General features: G+C 61.2%; 13 protein-coding genes. 6 read left to right on the forward strand and 7 right to left on the reverse strand.

What is annotated here, in order from left to right; genetic code table 11:
- Positions 1–531 precede the first annotated feature (531 nt).
- Positions 532–2,493 (forward strand): hypothetical protein, encoded by a 1,962-nt coding sequence (locus tag LB552_RS17100; RefSeq protein WP_224608533.1) that lies wholly within the window; start codon positions 532–534, stop codon positions 2,491–2,493.
- Positions 2,494–2,605: 112 nt separating this feature from the next.
- Here the strand turns inward: LB552_RS17100 and LB552_RS17105 are convergent, their stop codons facing one another.
- A complete protein-coding gene (locus tag LB552_RS17105) occupies positions 2,606–3,301 on the reverse strand; it encodes a hypothetical protein (protein WP_224608536.1) in 696 nt (231 codons plus the stop codon).
- Between the two features lie 214 nt (positions 3,302–3,515).
- Between LB552_RS17105 and LB552_RS17110 the strand changes: the two genes are divergently transcribed.
- Entirely contained in the window at positions 3,516–4,031 is a 516-nt protein-coding gene (locus tag LB552_RS17110) for a hypothetical protein (RefSeq protein WP_224608539.1), read from the forward strand.
- 65 nt (positions 4,032–4,096) lie between these two features.
- On the opposite strand, the gene LB552_RS17115 is transcribed toward LB552_RS17110, so the two are convergent.
- Both LB552_RS17115 and LB552_RS17120 read right to left on the reverse strand, forming a co-directional pair.
- Complete coding sequence (locus tag LB552_RS17115; RefSeq protein WP_224608543.1) at positions 4,097–5,554, reverse strand: hypothetical protein; 1,458 nt, start codon at positions 5,552–5,554, stop codon at positions 4,097–4,099.
- Positions 5,555–6,491: 937 nt separating this feature from the next.
- A complete protein-coding gene (locus tag LB552_RS17120) occupies positions 6,492–6,665 on the reverse strand; it encodes a hypothetical protein (protein ID WP_224532754.1) in 174 nt (57 codons plus the stop codon).
- A 308-nt stretch (positions 6,666–6,973) separates the two neighbouring features.
- Here LB552_RS17120 and LB552_RS17125 point away from each other — a divergent pair, with 308 nt between their 5' ends.
- Positions 6,974–7,153 (forward strand): hypothetical protein, encoded by a 180-nt coding sequence (locus LB552_RS17125; RefSeq protein WP_224532755.1) that lies wholly within the window; start codon positions 6,974–6,976, stop codon positions 7,151–7,153.
- 966 nt (positions 7,154–8,119) lie between these two features.
- On the opposite strand, the gene LB552_RS17130 is transcribed toward LB552_RS17125, so the two are convergent.
- The 3 genes from LB552_RS17130 to LB552_RS17140 form a co-directional block, all read right to left on the reverse strand.
- Positions 8,120–9,553, reverse strand: coding sequence for an aldehyde dehydrogenase family protein (locus LB552_RS17130; protein WP_224608546.1), 1,434 nt, complete (start codon positions 9,551–9,553; stop codon positions 8,120–8,122).
- A gap of 124 nt (positions 9,554–9,677) precedes the next feature.
- Complete coding sequence (locus LB552_RS17135; protein ID WP_224608549.1) at positions 9,678–10,061, reverse strand: ACT domain-containing protein; 384 nt, start codon at positions 10,059–10,061, stop codon at positions 9,678–9,680.
- Between the two features lie 127 nt (positions 10,062–10,188).
- The gene (locus LB552_RS17140) at positions 10,189–10,650 is read right to left on the reverse strand and encodes a GNAT family N-acetyltransferase (RefSeq protein ID WP_224608552.1); all 462 of its coding nucleotides are present in this window, start codon (positions 10,648–10,650) and stop codon (positions 10,189–10,191) included.
- Between the two features lie 360 nt (positions 10,651–11,010).
- On the opposite strand from LB552_RS17140, the gene LB552_RS17145 reads away from it, so the two are divergent.
- A complete protein-coding gene (locus LB552_RS17145) occupies positions 11,011–12,072 on the forward strand; it encodes a YeiH family protein (RefSeq protein WP_224608555.1) in 1,062 nt (353 codons plus the stop codon).
- Positions 12,073–12,097: 25 nt separating this feature from the next.
- Here the strand turns inward: LB552_RS17145 and LB552_RS17150 are convergent, their stop codons facing one another.
- Positions 12,098–12,607 (reverse strand): GAF domain-containing protein, encoded by a 510-nt coding sequence (locus LB552_RS17150; RefSeq protein WP_224608558.1) that lies wholly within the window; start codon positions 12,605–12,607, stop codon positions 12,098–12,100.
- A 189-nt stretch (positions 12,608–12,796) separates the two neighbouring features.
- Here LB552_RS17150 and LB552_RS17155 point away from each other — a divergent pair, with 189 nt between their 5' ends.
- Both LB552_RS17155 and LB552_RS17160 read left to right on the forward strand, forming a co-directional pair.
- Entirely contained in the window at positions 12,797–13,693 is an 897-nt protein-coding gene (locus LB552_RS17155) for a GlxA family transcriptional regulator (protein ID WP_224608594.1), read from the forward strand.
- A 321-nt stretch (positions 13,694–14,014) separates the two neighbouring features.
- The gene (locus LB552_RS17160) at positions 14,015–15,313 is read left to right on the forward strand and encodes a M24 family metallopeptidase (protein WP_224528993.1); all 1,299 of its coding nucleotides are present in this window, start codon (positions 14,015–14,017) and stop codon (positions 15,311–15,313) included.
- Positions 15,314–15,337 lie beyond the last annotated feature (24 nt).

Below are 15,337 nucleotides of genomic sequence, written 5' to 3' on the forward strand. Positions count from 1 at the left end.
CGCGATTTCACGCGGAGACGCGTCTGTTCGACCAATGCGCAGACATTCGATCATAGAAGGCGTTGTCGACGCGCCGAGTTTGAACGGAGACTCAGACCCGCGCGAAGAGCGGGCATCAGCATGGCCGTTCTGCATGGCCGGAAGTCCTGCCAAGGTGGTTGACCGTGGGGGTCTGTGACCTAGCTTAGGTTCAGAATGGACCGTCCGGACTCCCCAAAAATGCGGATTGGAACGCACCGTGAGAGAACTTTTGGGATATTGACGATGGAGAGGTGCGAGTCGGCTTTTCGGGACATTGGCGGCGGGCGACAACCGGCGGCCACTGTATCTTCGAGCTTCGGTTCGAGCGCACATCTTCTGCGCCGGCATCTTCTGCTGGCGCACGACCGCGCTCCGCAACACAACAAATACACTCGCACGGCACTGCAGGGCCCGAAGCAGTGACAGCTTTGAGAGCAGCAGCAGCTTTAGCCAGCATCGGGGAGAAGACCCAAACACCGCTTCGCGAACTTGAGTTGCACCCAAGACCCCATGGGCACGACGATGCCAAATCATCTTGCCGAAATTTACACAAATAACACAGATCTCGCCATCCTGGCCGGGATTGCGATACTCGTACTGGCGGGCGTCTTTCTTGTGCTCCGGCATGCCCTTGTCGCAGTGCTGCGGAGTCGCCCGAAACCAAATGCCTACCTGAAAGAATGCAAGCCTGTTCCTCTCGAGGAGGTTCCTTGGGTCTGGGAACGCCCGATCGACCTTGCAACCGGACCTGGTTCTTCTCACGCTGTCATGTCCTCGGATGCGGATGCCCAGCCTCAGGATGCAAACTACCGTCAGTTCGGGGTGCGAATCGAGCATTTCGAGATGATCTCCGAAGCTTATGAGAGTTCGCCAGGCGACCTGCCCAATCCCTTCGCTTCCCCGACAAACAGCGCTACGGACTCACCTCCCCGTGTTCGCTGGCCTATCGGTCTTGTATCAGGCCTGGGCATCGCCACGATCTGCCTGGCCGTGTCGCTTGGCTATACGATGACGAGACAGAATTGGGTCGAAAGCGCCCCCGCCATTTCGCAGGCCCAGAATCCCTCCCAGCCCGATCTTTCGCGATCCTTCGCGGTTCCGGCGAGTGCTGCATTGGATATGGAGGGACCAGCCCAGGGCGACGGGCGTACGAATGCCGAATCGCCTGGCCCGGATCTCGCGGCTGCCAAGGCTGAAGTCGAGGCTGCTCGTGCTCAGGCATCCGCCGCGAGGAATCTGGCCGGCCAGGAGCACCGAGCTGTGGAAGAAGAGCGCGCCAGAAGCGCCTCTCTGCAGAGTGCGCTCTTGGAATCGCGCAAGCAGGTCGATGCGCTGAGGACAAGCATGGCAGCAGCCGACGACGCATACGGGGAGCGTTTGCGCAACGAACTCGCGGCAGCCCGCACGTATGACGCATTGCAGCGCATTGCGGGAGATGCTCGCAGGCTGCTGGGCGAGAGCATCAACTATGTCGTTACGCAGATGCCGGCTGATCATCTGGAGCGTCAGCGAACTGAATTGATGGCCCGCGACCTATCCCAAGCGCGGGCGCAAATTTCACAGCTTCAGGCCACGGCCGCCGAGGACCGCGCCAGTGCCAAGGCCTCGCTTGCGCAAGTGAACGCATTGCTTGACGACGAGCGCCGGAAGTCGAAGGACCTTCGTGGCGACCTCGCCGCAATGGAACTGTCCAAGGTCGCGATCGCGGATAAGGCTGAGCGGGAACGAACCGGTGCAGCCACAGCGAGAGGACGGGTGGAGCAGACCGCAACCGAGACTGCCCAGACCCTCGCCCGAGAACGCGCTTCCGCAGCATCGACCCGTGAGGACCTCGATAAAGCCCGCCTCGAGCGCGACGCGGCTGAACAGGAGCGAGCCAAGGCTGTCTCAACAAAAGAGCGTGCGGAGCAGACTGCAGCCGAGACGGCGCAGGCTCTGACACGAGCACGCGCTTCCGCAGCATCGACCCGTGAGGACCTCGATAAAGCCCGCCGCGAGCGTGACGCGGCTGAACAGGAACGAGCCAGGGCTGTGTCAGCAAGACAGCGTGCCGAGCAGACCGCAGCCGAGACTGCGCAGGCTCTGACACGGGAACGCGCTTCCGCAGCATCGACCCGTGAGGACCTTAATAAAGCCCGCCTGGAGCGCGGCACGTCCCCAGCACTTTCAGGAGAGGTCACCAGGCTGAACGAAGCTCTGGACAACCAGCGCGAAGCCACTGTTTCTCTGGCCCGCGACCTGGCTGCCAAACGCGCGGACAATGACAAACTCAGAGCTGAGCGCCGCAGCGCGCAAATTGAGCCGCCGCTGCAGCCTCGCTCTGGCCGCGCATCGGTCGGCACCGGTCAGATGAAGGCTGTCAGCCAGAAGACGACTACGCGCAGCAAGCTTCGCAACTCCTCGCAGGTGATCCGCGTGCGTACTATCGCGCTTCCCTTTGCCCTCCGGCCAATACACCCGATGTCGGATTGAATTCAAAACGATTGCGACGGCGGTGAACGCTCCAGTCATTAGCCTGTACCATTCGCAACACACGGAGGCCCGGAAAAGGGATGAATTTTCGCAAGGAGTTCCGCGCTCTGCGCTATGTCAGACCGATCACGCTGCCTTTCGCGTTCAATTCGCACCCGACCGGCGCCTCACGCGTCTCCACCCGTCCCTGATGCATATAGTCGATGCTGACCTGAATGGGGGCCGAGATCCTGCGTTTGCTCAACCGACGTATGGAACCTGCGCTGCTGACGCGCACACTGGCCGCGCCAAACTTGGCGGCGGCCTGCTCGATTGCGTCCTGACAGGCGCGAACGACCTTATCCGGGACACCGGGCAGCGCTTCGATCGGGTGGACCGCTGAAGGAACAGTGTTGTCTTCGAGAGGCTGCAGGGCGGGCGGGAGGTCGAGCGAATGTCCGCCGCCTGTGGACAGGTCGACAATGGCAGCTGGAGGTGACGGTATTGAGGCCGTTGGAGTGGTGCTGATCCCGTCATCGTTCGACGACGGACTGCCGCTGGCGCCGACGGGATCGCCGGGATCGCCGGCAGGTCCTTTGTCTTTGTCTTTGTCTTTGCCTTTGCCGTTGCCGCCGTTGTCATGGCCGCCATGGCCCCCGTTGTCACCCTGATGGCCGCCACCGTCATGCCCCCCGCCGTGCGGGCCGGCGGCTGCAGTCCCAGCGCAAACTACCGCGATCGAGCAAGCAAATGCCAAATAAGCCAAGCTGGTTCCAAGGGATTGACGCACGGTAGTCTCCAAATGTGCCCAGCTGTCCTTGCGCGGCATGCGGTCAAAACGTCTAAACCGCCGCTGCCCCAAGGCAAAAACTCGCGAATACGGTGCCCACGGAATTAACTAGTGGATGAATCCGCTGCATCAAGGATGCTGTGGGGGCGATCGCGATAGCGGCAAAACAGCAATTTTTCCCAAGACCCAGAAACCACAACGCCGCAAGTTATCGCGGCGATGTTCCAGCTCCCTGCTCGCCTTGGAGAAAGCGATGACGATCACAATGTCCCCTTTTCTCACCGCCCTCACCTCCGATGGCTCTTCCGCCGACTGGGCGAAAGACATGGACCTGTACGCTTGGCTGATCGGCAGCTGGGACATGGACACGGTCCACCATCTCGACGACGGCACGATCCGGAAATGGGATGGGGAATGCCATTTCGGCTGGGTTCTCGAAGGCCGCGCCATGCAGGACCTCAGGATCAGGCCGAGGCGCCCTGCCCCGTCCACCATGTACGGCACCACCTTGCGCGTCTTCGATCCCGGCATCGACGGCTGGCACATCATCTGGATCGATCCGCTCAACCAGGATTACTCACGCCAGATCGGGCGGGCCGAGGGCAACGACATCGTCCAGATCGGCCATGACTCGCGCGGCCTGCAAACGAGATGGCGCTTCACCGAGATCACGGCCGACAGCTTCCATTGGATCGGCGAGGAAAGGATGACTGAGAGCGATCCCTGGCGGGTGACTTATGAGCATTTTGCACGGTGGATGAATTCCTAAAGCGGCGCAAGCACGGACCCGCGCCGCTCCCCGGAAGTCGCGGGAGCTTCCAAGCCATCGAATAGCTACTGGAACTCGCTCAGCGGCAAGCTGATGTCATTACACAGATTGCTGCACAGGCTTTGAAGGGAGGCGCGGTCTATCCCGATCTGACGGGCACGCGCGAATGCCTCCTTCGCCTCTTTAGTCTTGTTGGCTTTCAGGTAGTCGGACGATTTGACCAGCCAGGCGGTCGTCACCAGCGAACGGCTCCAGCCGGATGGATAAAGCGAATACGCCTTCTCGCCATATTTGATGGCGCCGTCGATGTCGCGAAAGCGGAACAGCCTCAACCCGGCATAGGTGGCATTGGCCGGGCCGGAGGTCGCGTTCAGCTCCAGGTCGCGCAGGTAGATCCTGTCGGCGACATTGCGGTCGCCTCCCCAGTCATAGGCGAGCGCCAGCAGGGTGTCCTCGGGAAGATTGCGCCTCTGGTAGAGCTTCATCACGTCGACATATCTGCCCTGCGCAAACAGCAGTTGCGCTTCGTGATACCCGATCGACGTGGCGTCGTAGCCTTTGAGGCCGGCTTCGTCGAGAAGCCTGGTCATGGCCGCGACGTCGCCGAGACTGAGGGCCAGATCAAATCGGGTACCCCATATTTTCTCCGCAAGCTGCGGATCATTGCCGATCTTGTCGAGGATCACGATCGCGGCTGCGGCGTAGTCCGGCCGGTATTGAGGCCTGACGCCGTCATTGTACAGATAGCCAATGGTCAGATCGAGGCGCGCGATTTCGTACCAGAGAGCATTCGACAAGGCTTGCTTGGCTTGAAGTCGTTTGGTGATCTCCGTCAGTGCATCCAGCAGACCCGGCTGGTAGCTGTAGCCGGACAGGCAACCGTCGATGACCTCCGCGAGCTTGTCCATGTCCGGTTCGAGCGCCAGTATCTGATTGGCCAAGGCAATCGCGGCCTCGTGGCCGGTTACACCTTGCAGGTTGGTGATCGCTAGGATTGCGCCGACCATCGCCTTGGTGTTTCCGGCAGTTTTCGGTAGCGCCGTCTTGGCCCACACCAGCGCATCCTGGCGGCGATCCAACCGTTCGAGCATCAGGGACCAGGTGAGGTCGACCCAGGGGTTCGCGGCGTCCAGGGCAAGTGCCTTTTCGAGCTGCTTGCGGGCGCCGGCCGGATAGCCGGAATAAATATATGTCCGCGCTCCGTAGACGTAAGCCAGCGGATAGGAAGGGTCGAGACGCTCCAGTTCCTCGAAGACGATGAAGAAGGATTTGCTCGACAGGGCAACTCCCATGCGGCTGGCAATCCTCATCCACTCCGCTCTGGTCGCCTCGACCCGGGCGGGAACAAAATCCGGGTGTCCGTTCACGAATGCCTGAAGATCCGCCTTGATCTTGTCGGCCTTGTCGGCAGTCCAGCCATCGACCGTGCCGACCAGTTGCGCGAACTTTTGCCGGTCCGGCTCGCCAAGCTTATCCTGCCACGGCTGCGCGGCCCAGGCGACACCCACCTGGGCGCCCAACATCAGAGCGGATGCCAGAAAAGACGCAACCCACGTTTTGGCTGTCAAGAGACGCATGTCGTTCCCACCCGCTTAATGCGGCAAGAATGCACCGTGCGCCGTTAACGTCGGCGCAAACTAATTGTTCGAGTTTTACTGAGTTCTTCGCGGTGGTTATTCTTTGACGCAACAACAGGGACTATAGCATTTTCTAATATGCAGAAGCGTGTGCTGACTTGATTACAGGCTTAGGTATTGAAGGGATGTTCCTTCGCTCTTCAAACATGCTCGATGCCCTAGAACGGCCAGGTATTGCGACGGTTTGGTGAACCTCACTCGGGGGACGGACCGCTCCGACATCATGGCTATTTGCCCGATGTCGTTCCAGAGGCGGGGCGCGGATAAATCGCGCGTCAACACGCTCGCGCACCTCGGATCGACACCCTTCGCATCTGAACGTTGTGATGCTCGATGCGCTTCTTACATTAGCAATCAACGATATATTAATGGCTACTGTGCAGCCTGTTCGACTCGGGAAATCTCCCGATCGACGATCCGGCACTCGGTGTGCCGAGACGCTCGACCGATGCAGAGCAAAACGCATGAGTGTCGAAACAGCACTGGCGCAGCTACTGCGCATGATCCACAGTCGCGCCCTGAATTTGGCTGCACTACCGGACGATGAGAGAGATCCATACTACGACAGCATCCGCCGGTCCTGTTGCGGAGCGGCCGAGCACATCGGTCAATCCCCCGACAATGCCGCCATCACCGCAAACAGCATGGTCGAATTTACCCGGGCGATGGTCGGGCATCATCGAGGCGGGGCGCGGATAAATCGCACGTCGACACGCTCGCGACGAGCTCGGCCGAGAAGCGCGGCTACGGCGCGTGCCTGCGGCTCGCGCGGTGACGATTGCCATGTGCAGGTCGACGATCGGGCTTCCAAGCGATCGCTATCTCAGATCCCGCCCCAGATGTTCGAGGACAGATGCTTGGTTGTCGGCATCACCGGCCAGCAAATATCCAGCTGATTGTCGGACGGCATGCCGTTCCGTATCCGCGTCGGGTTGCGGGCATCCTGCGCATATTTCAACGCCGCGCCCATTCGATTCAGTGTCTTCAGGATCGACATAAAGTTTATCCTCAATTCGCCATAGCTGTAACGGGGCAATCCCGCCGCCTTCATGATGGCGCCTTAGATGACCGACGATCGTTTCCGCCGCATTGCACGCAAGCGCAAGGCTCGTAACGAGACGGACAGGCTTTGAAACATTTGTATGCAAACGAGCCGCCATCGCTTGCGAGGCGTCTGGCCGGCTCGGCTACTGCCGTTGCCGTTTCGAAACAAATTTGCGTTCAAGCGCCATCAAACCGAAACCAAACTGCAGGAAAACCGCCATCGACCGGCTCGACCGGAATTTAAACGAAGGAAAAATCGAAATGTCCAAGATTGTTCGCAATGCAATTTTCGCTATTGTTGCTGTCGCCGGCTTTGCTGGTTCGGCTTATGCTCAGCAGGCGGCCCTCAATTCGTGCAGCAACCATGACGATTACTACGCCATGTGCCTGGGCGCGAACAACGGCGGCCACCATGATGGCCGCGGAAGCGATCGCCGTTAATCGACTATCCGCTGAAAAGGCCCCGCAGGCATCTCGCCGGCGGGGCTTTTTCGCGCTTCACCATCCTACCGGAAGACCTAGGCCCTCGGGTTGCTAGGTCATTATTTGAAAAGTTCGGAAAGAACTGCATTTTCAAATTGCGACGGGTGGTGAGCATGCTGGCAACCACGCCCCGCTTGTACGCCGGCAGGCCACAATGAATCACGGCGAGTCGGCGGCAGTTAGGGCAGCCGCCGCATTAATTAGCGTTAACTAATTATAGACCGCGCTGTTCTATTCTGACACAGCGCGGTCTACTGCCACACAATGACCGTGCAGGCGGCTCTGGCCCAATCCACCCCCCCAAGCTGGAGCCGCCACTCTCACCATACTCGGCCCGGTTGAATTAATCCTTACCAAATATCCTTTCCGGTGTGTTTCGCAGAAAGGCCGCCTTGTAGCCAAATGCTCGGTCGGTCGAGCACGATGCTTGGCCCTGATCGCAGTTCCGTTGCCAGGAATCACTCTCGTTACAACGCGGCAGTCTGGCGGTCGCAGGACTGAAACATTGCTACTTTAACGTGCTATCGGTGGGTGCATAGGAGCGTGTGGCAAAATGTCGATTCCTCAAAACCTGAATGAGACAGATCTCAGATTCGAATGTCCAAGATGCCGGCATCCGATTATCCGGAAAGGCTCCTGGTTCAAGTCCGTGGCTACATTCAAATGCGGGGGCTGCCAAACACCGATACGGCTTGGATATCCGGCAAAGCTCCGATTGTTCGAGAAACACAGCCAGTCAGCCAGCCCCAATCGCATCAGCCAAGCCTAATAGATACGCGTCATCTCATCCCGACCAGGCGATGTCTCCGTTGGATCAGTCTTTGAGTATATTGGCCGTCCCTGGTCAACTTGTTTTCAAAAATAAGAACGCGATTGAACCGCGCCTTTTTTACTTCAGCGCTGACGATCACTGGCTACGGTGACCTACTCAGCCGCCGCATACCCCGCGATACCCTTGATCTCGAGAAAATCCTCCAGCCCGTATTCGGCATATTCGCGGCCGTTGCCGGACTGCTTGTAGCCGCCGAAGGGCAGGCCCGCGTCCCAGGCCGGGTAGTTGATGTAAACGGTGCCGGAGCGCATGCGGGCGGCCGCCTGGCGCGCCTTCTCGATGTCCTTGGCCTGGATATAGGAGGCAAGGCCGAAGACAGTGTCGTTGGCTTGCTCGATCGCCTGCTCGACCGTGTCGTAAGGCATGATCGACAGCACCGGTCCAAAGATTTCTTCCCTGGCGATGCGCATGTCGTGCGTCACGTTGGCGAAGACCGTCGGGCGGACATAGTAGCCGCGGTTGAGCTCGGCCGGGCGGCCGGGGCCGCCGGCAACCAGGGTGGCGCCTTCGTCGATGCCGCTCTGGATCAGGTCCTGGATCTTGTCGAACTGGAGCTGGCAGACCACCGGGCCGAGCTTGGACGCGGGCGCATCGGCCGGGCCGACGGTGAATTTCTCTGCCGCCTTCTTCGCATAGCCGGCGGCCTCGTCATGGCGGTCGCGCGGCACGAACATGCGGGTCGGCGCGTTGCAGGACTGGCCGCTGTTGCCGAAGCAGCCGGCGACGCCCTTGGTGACGGCCCGCTCCAGATCGACATCGGGGAACAGGATGTTGGCCGACTTGCCGCCGAGCTCCTGATGCACGCGCTTGACCGTGTCGGCCGCCGCCTTGGCGACCAGGATGCCGGCGCGGGTGGAGCCGGTGAAGGACATCATGTCGACATCCGGGTGGCTGGCCAGCGCCTGGCCGACGGTCGGGCCGTCACCGTTGACGAGATTGAAGACGCCCTTTGGCACGCCGGCCTCGTCGATGATCTCGGCGAAGATGATGGCGTCGAGCGGCGCGATCTCGGACGGCTTGAGCACCATGGTGCAGCCGGCGGCAAGCGCGGGACCGACCTTGCAGGTGATCTGGTTCAGCGGCCAGTTCCACGGCGTGATCAGGCCGACGACGCCGATCGGCTCCTTGACGATGAGCGAGGTGCCCTTGATGTGGCGGAACTGGAAGGTCTTCAGCACCTCGGCCATCTTCTCCAGATGCGCAAGGCCGACGCCGACCTGGCTGTCCAGCGCCATCTGGCGCGGCGCGCCCATCTCGCGCGAGACCGCGAGCGCAAGGTCCTTGCTGCGCTTCTTATAGATTTCGATGATGCGGTTGAGGATGTCGAGCCGCTCCTCGACCGAAGTGAAGCCGAAACTGGCGAAGGTGCGCTTGGCCGCCGCCACCGCCTTATCGACATCGGCCTTGGAGCCCAGCGAAATCTGCGCGAAAGCGTCCTCGTTGGAGGGATCGATGACGTCGAGTGTGTTGGGCACAACAGGATCGACCCACACGCCATCGATATAGAACTGCAGATTGTGTGACATGGTTCTCCTTGGGCGGGATATCTGATGTGATTGGGGGGCGATCGCCGGATCGTCGCATCGCGTCAGAGATGACGATGCGGCAAGAGCGATGTCAAACGCAAGGGCGGGCGATTGAGCCAGGCGGCTACAGAAGAATGTGCCCCGCCGCGACCAGAAGCCCCCTTGCCGCGGCTTCATCCTTCTCTTTGACGAGCAGATGGTCGCCATCGAAAGTGGATACCAGAAAAATACCGAGTTCGTTTTCCGACAATGGCTTTATTACCGACAGCACGATGCCTGTTTCGTCGAAGGCAAAGGGACCCTGGAGTTTCAGGGCGACCCAGTCCCTGTCGTGCTGCACCCCGTCCGGCACCCGCTCCTGCAGGCAGACTACCGAAAGCTCGTCCTCGGTCCTGGTGATGCTGACGAAGCCCGGTCCGTCGGCCCAGCCGGGAATGCTCTCTTTTGCTTCGAGGCGCGAAACCGCATACCGCTCCGAGAGTGGCTTCAACCGGACCCTGATTGCCATCCGAACCTCCTCTGTTTGTCGGCGATCACGGATTCGATGCACGTCTGAGCGGCAGCAATCTGCTCCAAACCGAGATTCTGCGTCAACTTGGGAGCAATCCTACAGAGATCATCGACCGCGTTCTGCATCATGCCAGCTTCTTGCTCATATAGACCGTCGTGCCGTTCATGAACGGTTCTTCGCGGTCGATCGTATAGCCGTGCTTCTTGTAAAGCGACACATTGGCTGCGAAGGCGCCATTGGTCAGCAGGCGCAATTCGAAGCGGCTCGCCACGCGCGCCTTGTGCTCGGCCCGTTCGAGCAACAGCCGGCCAATGCCCCTGCCCTGCGCGTCCGGCGCCACGCAGACATTCTCGATCCAGAGGTGATCCTCCTCCAGCATGGTCTCGATCATGCCGACAATGCGATCGTCCTCGACGGCGAGTTCAAACGGATGCTCGGCAACTGCTCTGTCATAGTCGGCGCGCATCGGCATCGGCTCGCGGCCGATCAACGGCACCCATCTGGAATAGGCGGCGCGCACGATGTCCCTGATCGTGGCAGCGTCAGCACGTTCGGCCGGCCGAAACCGGATGGAAGAATTGGTCACAGCAAGGCTCCAGACATGAAAACCCCGCCAGCGGATGTCGCGGCGGGGCGGGAAACGAACAAACCGGAATTTATTCGGCCGGTGTTTGTCGTCGCGCAATCGGCTTACCGCTCCCCATCGTATGGAGGCGACGTCGCTTGGTGATGGCGCGTGCAAAAACGAACATGGCGCCACGCTGGAACAGGAAGTTCAGCCCGTCAAGATTTTGAGATTGGCCCAGCCTGTCGAATTCGGGAGGTGTTCGATCCTCAGCTCAAAAATCAATCGTTCGCAAAAATCGATCATTCCAACCAGAACAATTCGTTGGAAAGATTTGTTCGGGAATGACATTCCTCCGGCACACTCGCCTGGAGAATTGCATTGTCCTCCGCCACTCACATCGCGAACGATATTCCGACAAGCCCGATTCCTGCCGATCTGGCCGCGGGCCGCAAGCGGCTCGATTCAGCGTGGAACGGCATTATCCCCGGCATCGTGCTGGTGGCGATGATCACCGCTGTGGCCTTCTCAGCCCACAATGTCTCAGGCTTTGCCTTGTTCAGCCCGATGATCCTGGCCGTGGTAGCCGGCATGATCTATTCCAACGTGCTCGGCCTGCCCGCCCACGCCAAGGCCGGCATCGCCTTTTCGCAAAAACGCCTGCTGCGCTTCGCCATCGTGCTGCTCGGTTTCCGGCTCACGTTCGGCCAGGTGGCGGGCATCGGCCTTGGCGGCGTCGGCATCGTCGCGGCCACGCTCGGCACCACCTTCCTCTTCACCGTCACGCTCGGCAAGCTGATCGGCGTCGATGCCAAGCTGGCGCAGTTGATCGCCGCCGGCACCTCGATCTGCGGAGCTTCGGCGATCGTCGCCACCAACATCGCCACCGGCGCGCGCGACGAGGACGTGACCTACGCGGTTGCCGCGATCACGCTGTTCGGCACCGTCGCCATGCTCGGCTTTCCGCTGCTGGCGCCGGTCTTCGGGCTCGACCAGCACGCCTTCGGTCTGTGGGCCGGAGCCTCGATCCATGAGGTGGCGCAAGGGATCGGCGCCGGCTTCCAGAACGGCACGCTTGCCGGCGAGACCGCGACCGTCGCCAAGCTGACGCGTGTCGCGATGCTGGCACCGATGGTGATCGCGCTCGGTTTCATGGCACGCCGCGGCAGCAGTGATGCTTCCGGCACCAAGCCGCCCATGCCTTGGTTCGTCGTCGCCTTCGTCGCGGTGGTGGCGCTGAACAGCGTGGTTGCGGTCCCGGCCCAGATCCATACCGCGTTCGCTTTGGCCGCGCAGGTCATGCTGACCATGGGGCTTGCCGCCATGGGCCTTCAGGCCGATATTTCCCAGCTGCGCTCGCGCGGTCTTCAGCCTCTGGTGCTGGCCTTCTCGGCCTTCCTCTTCATCGCGGGCTTCAGCCTGACACTGGTGAAGCTCGTCTGAGGCAGGCCGAGACCGGCCTCACCTCTCAGTCCTCGTCATTGTCCTCGAACTCACACGCCGCGACATAGATCGCGGCGAGCTTCTCTATGCCTGCCTGGTCTTCCTTGTCGAAGCGCCCGGGCAGCGGGCTGTCGAGGTCGAGCACGCCGAACGCGCCTTCGGCATCGCGCAGAAGCACGACCAGCTCCGAGCGCGAATCGGCATCGCAGGCGATGTGGCCGGGAAATTCGTTGACGTCCTTGACCAGCATCGACATGTCGAGCTCGATGGCCTTGCCGCAGACGCCCTTGCCGACGGCGATGCGAACGCAGGCGGGCTTGCCCTGGAAGGGTCCGAGCACCAGCTCGTCGTCGGAGGCGAGAAAATAGAAGCCGGCCCAGTTGAGGTCGGGCACCATCTGATAGATCAGCGCCGCGGTGTTGGCGGCGTTGGCGACGGAATCGCCCTCGCCTTCGAGCAGCGCTTTCAATTGCACTGCCAATTCCTTGTAGAAAGCTTGCTTATTGCTTGTGTCGATTGCCGTTGCCGCAAACATCGTGTTGTTGCTCCGTTGCAAGCCAGCCGAGGGGCCGGCTACAGTTTGGTCTTCTCTGCCACCAATGCAGCACGTGGGAAATACAAAAACGTGAGCGACAGCCTCGCCAGCCGAAAACGCGACCGTGCGCCGCCGGAACCGCGCGAAGCGCCCCTCACCTTCGCAGTGCTGGTTTTCCCAGGCTTTCCGATGATGGCATTTTCGTCCGTCATCGAGCCGCTGCGCGCCGTCAACATTCTCGCCAAGCGCGACTGCTATCGATGGGTGATCGTCGGCGCCGATAGGGGTAGCGTGGAGGCATCGAACGGCGTCGTCATCCAACCCGGCTTCTCGGCCGCCGACGCGCCGAAGGTCGACCGCATCGTCGTGTGTTCCGGTGGCGATGCCGATCATGTCGTGGCGGACGAGGCGATGAGCTGGATCCGCAAAAGCCTGCGCAGCGGCGCGCATATCGGCGCTGTCGCCGATGCCGCATTCTTCCTCGCCCGCGCCGGCCTGCTCGACGGCCATGCCTGCACTTTGCACTGGACCAGCCAGGCAGCCTTCAGCGAGGCTTTTCCGGATATCGAGCTTCGGCGCGATCTCTTCGTCATCGACCGCAAGCGCTTCACCTCGGCCGGCGGCGTCGGCAGCCTCGACATGATGCTGGAGATTGTCACGCGCGACTATGGCGCCGAGATCGCGGCGGGCGTCGCCGAATGGTTCGTGCACTCACCATTGCGGTCGAGCGTCGACCGCAAGCTGATGCCGCTCAGGCTGCGCACCGGGGTCCAGAACGAGCTGGTTCTGTCGGCCATCGCCATCATGGAGGATGCGGTCGAGGAAAGGCTCGGCATGGCGGAGCTGGCGCAACGGCTCGGCGTCTCGCCCGACAAGCTCGAGCGCAGTTTCCGCGCCGAGCTGGATATTTCGCCCAATGGATATTACCGGAGGCTGCGGCTGAAGCGCGCCGCCGACCTGCTGGCGCATTCGACGCTGATGGTGAGGGATGTGGCGCTGGCGTGCGGGTTTGCGTCAATGTCGAGCTTTGCAAGGGCGTTTCGCGAGGAGCACGGGCACGCGCCTAAGGCGATGCGGCGGCATTAGGTGGAGTGGTGCGGCTCCACGCTCCTTCGTCATCCTAGGGCGAAGCGACGCGCAGCGGAGCGAAGACCCTAGGATCCATGCCGTGACCTGAAAGCGTCTCGGCGATGCAGAATTGGCACCCGGCCGCAGCAAGGATTTTCTGCACCGCTGCATTGTCTGGCCGACGTAACGGCATGGATTCTAGGGTCTGCGCGCGTCGCTTCGCTCCTTGCTCGCCCTAGAATGACGAAGTTATGATGCGGCATCCGGCACAACAATCGCGGAATTCCGCACAAGCCTAAAACCGTACCCGGCTATGTTCTCCACAACAGGAGGCCGCACATGAGCATCGTCGTATTCGACCCCGACAGCACCGAGGATGTGGACTTCAAGGATCGCATGCGCCACCCCGTCGCGGCCGATCCGGCCGGCGGCATGTGGCTGTCCGACACCGAGCCGTCCTTCATCGACGCCGACGCGCTGCGCAAGGGGCGGCTGGCCAAGCTGCGCGCCTGGATGCGCGAGGCGGGTTATGGCGGCGTCGTTTTGTTCGATCCATACAACCAGCGCTACGCCACCGGCTCGCGCAACATGTTCGGCTATTTCCTGCGCAACTCGACGCGCTATTTCTTCATCCCGACCGAAGGGCCGATCGTGCTGTTCGAATATCCGCAGAGCTACCATGTCTCGATGGTGCTCGACACGATCGACGAGGCGCGGCCGTCCAAGCTCGTCTGGTCGTCGGTGTCGGGCCGCGACGACGAGACCGCCGGGCCGTTCGCCGACGAGATCGCCGAGCTTCTGAAGAAGCATGGCGGCGGCTCGATGAAGCTCGGGCTCGACCGCTGCAGCCATCTGCAGGCGCTGGCGCTGGAAAAGCGCGGCTGCGAGGTGAAGGACTGCCAGGGCGAGATACTGGCGGTGCGCGCGGTCAAGACGCCGGAGGAAGTGAAATGCCTGCTGGCGTCGATGGCGGGCGCCGAGGCCGCGGTGGCGGCGGTGCGCGAGGCGATCAAGCCTGGCGTTTCCGAGAACGAGCTGTTCGCCATCATGTATGGCGAGGTGATCCGCCAAGGCGGCGAGTTCATCGAGACCCGGCTGCTCACTTCGGGACAGCGCACCAACCCGTGGTTCAACGAGGCGAGCGGGCGCAAGATCAGGCCGGGCGAGTTGCTGGCGCTCGATACCGACACGATCGGCTGCTACGGCTATTATTCCGACTTCTCGCGCACCTTCCGCTGCGGCCCGGGCAAGCCGACGCCCTATCAGAAATCGCTTTACCGCATGGCGCACGACCAGGTGCAGCACAACATCTCGATCGTGAAGCCCGGCATGGCGTTCCGCGAGATCGCCGAAAAAGCCTGGAAGATCCCGGACCGCTTCGTCGACCAGCGCTACACCTCGGTCATGCATGGCGTCGGCATGCATGGTGAGACGCCTTTCATCGCGCACGCGATGGACTACGAGACCTATGGCCGCGATGGCATCATCGTGCCCGGCATGGTGGTGAGCGTGGAAAGCTATATCGGCGAGAAGGGCGGTCGCGAGGGCGTCAAGCTCGAGGATGAGATTCTCATTACCGAGACCGGCACCGAGCTGCTTTCGCGGTTTCCGTATGAAGACGAGTTTCTTGACAATTAGCGCCAACGCATCGACAGCACATTT

Source organism: Mesorhizobium sp. CA7 (assembly GCF_020165015.1).
Taxonomy (GTDB): Bacteria; Pseudomonadota; Alphaproteobacteria; order Rhizobiales; family Rhizobiaceae; genus Mesorhizobium.

Coding starts and splice junctions, on each gene's coding strand:
- LB552_RS17150 (WP_224608558.1), bottom strand. CDS start 12,607: ATGTTTGCGGCAACGGCAATCGACACAAGCAATAAGCAAGCTTTCTAC.
- LB552_RS17110 (WP_224608539.1), top strand. CDS start 3,516: ATGACGATCACAATGTCCCCTTTTCTCACCGCCCTCACCTCCGATGGC.
- LB552_RS17105 (WP_224608536.1), bottom strand. CDS start 3,301: ATGCCGCGCAAGGACAGCTGGGCACATTTGGAGACTACCGTGCGTCAA.
- LB552_RS17115 (WP_224608543.1), bottom strand. CDS start 5,554: ATGTTGGGCGCCCAGGTGGGTGTCGCCTGGGCCGCGCAGCCGTGGCAG.
- LB552_RS17135 (WP_224608549.1), bottom strand. CDS start 10,061: ATGGCAATCAGGGTCCGGTTGAAGCCACTCTCGGAGCGGTATGCGGTT.
- LB552_RS17130 (WP_224608546.1), bottom strand. CDS start 9,553: ATGTCACACAATCTGCAGTTCTATATCGATGGCGTGTGGGTCGATCCT.
- LB552_RS17155 (WP_224608594.1), top strand. CDS start 12,797: ATGATGGCATTTTCGTCCGTCATCGAGCCGCTGCGCGCCGTCAACATT.
- LB552_RS17125 (WP_224532755.1), top strand. CDS start 6,974: ATGTCCAAGATTGTTCGCAATGCAATTTTCGCTATTGTTGCTGTCGCC.
- LB552_RS17160 (WP_224528993.1), top strand. CDS start 14,015: ATGAGCATCGTCGTATTCGACCCCGACAGCACCGAGGATGTGGACTTC.
- LB552_RS17120 (WP_224532754.1), bottom strand. CDS start 6,665: ATGTCGATCCTGAAGACACTGAATCGAATGGGCGCGGCGTTGAAATAT.
- LB552_RS17100 (WP_224608533.1), top strand. CDS start 532: ATGGGCACGACGATGCCAAATCATCTTGCCGAAATTTACACAAATAAC.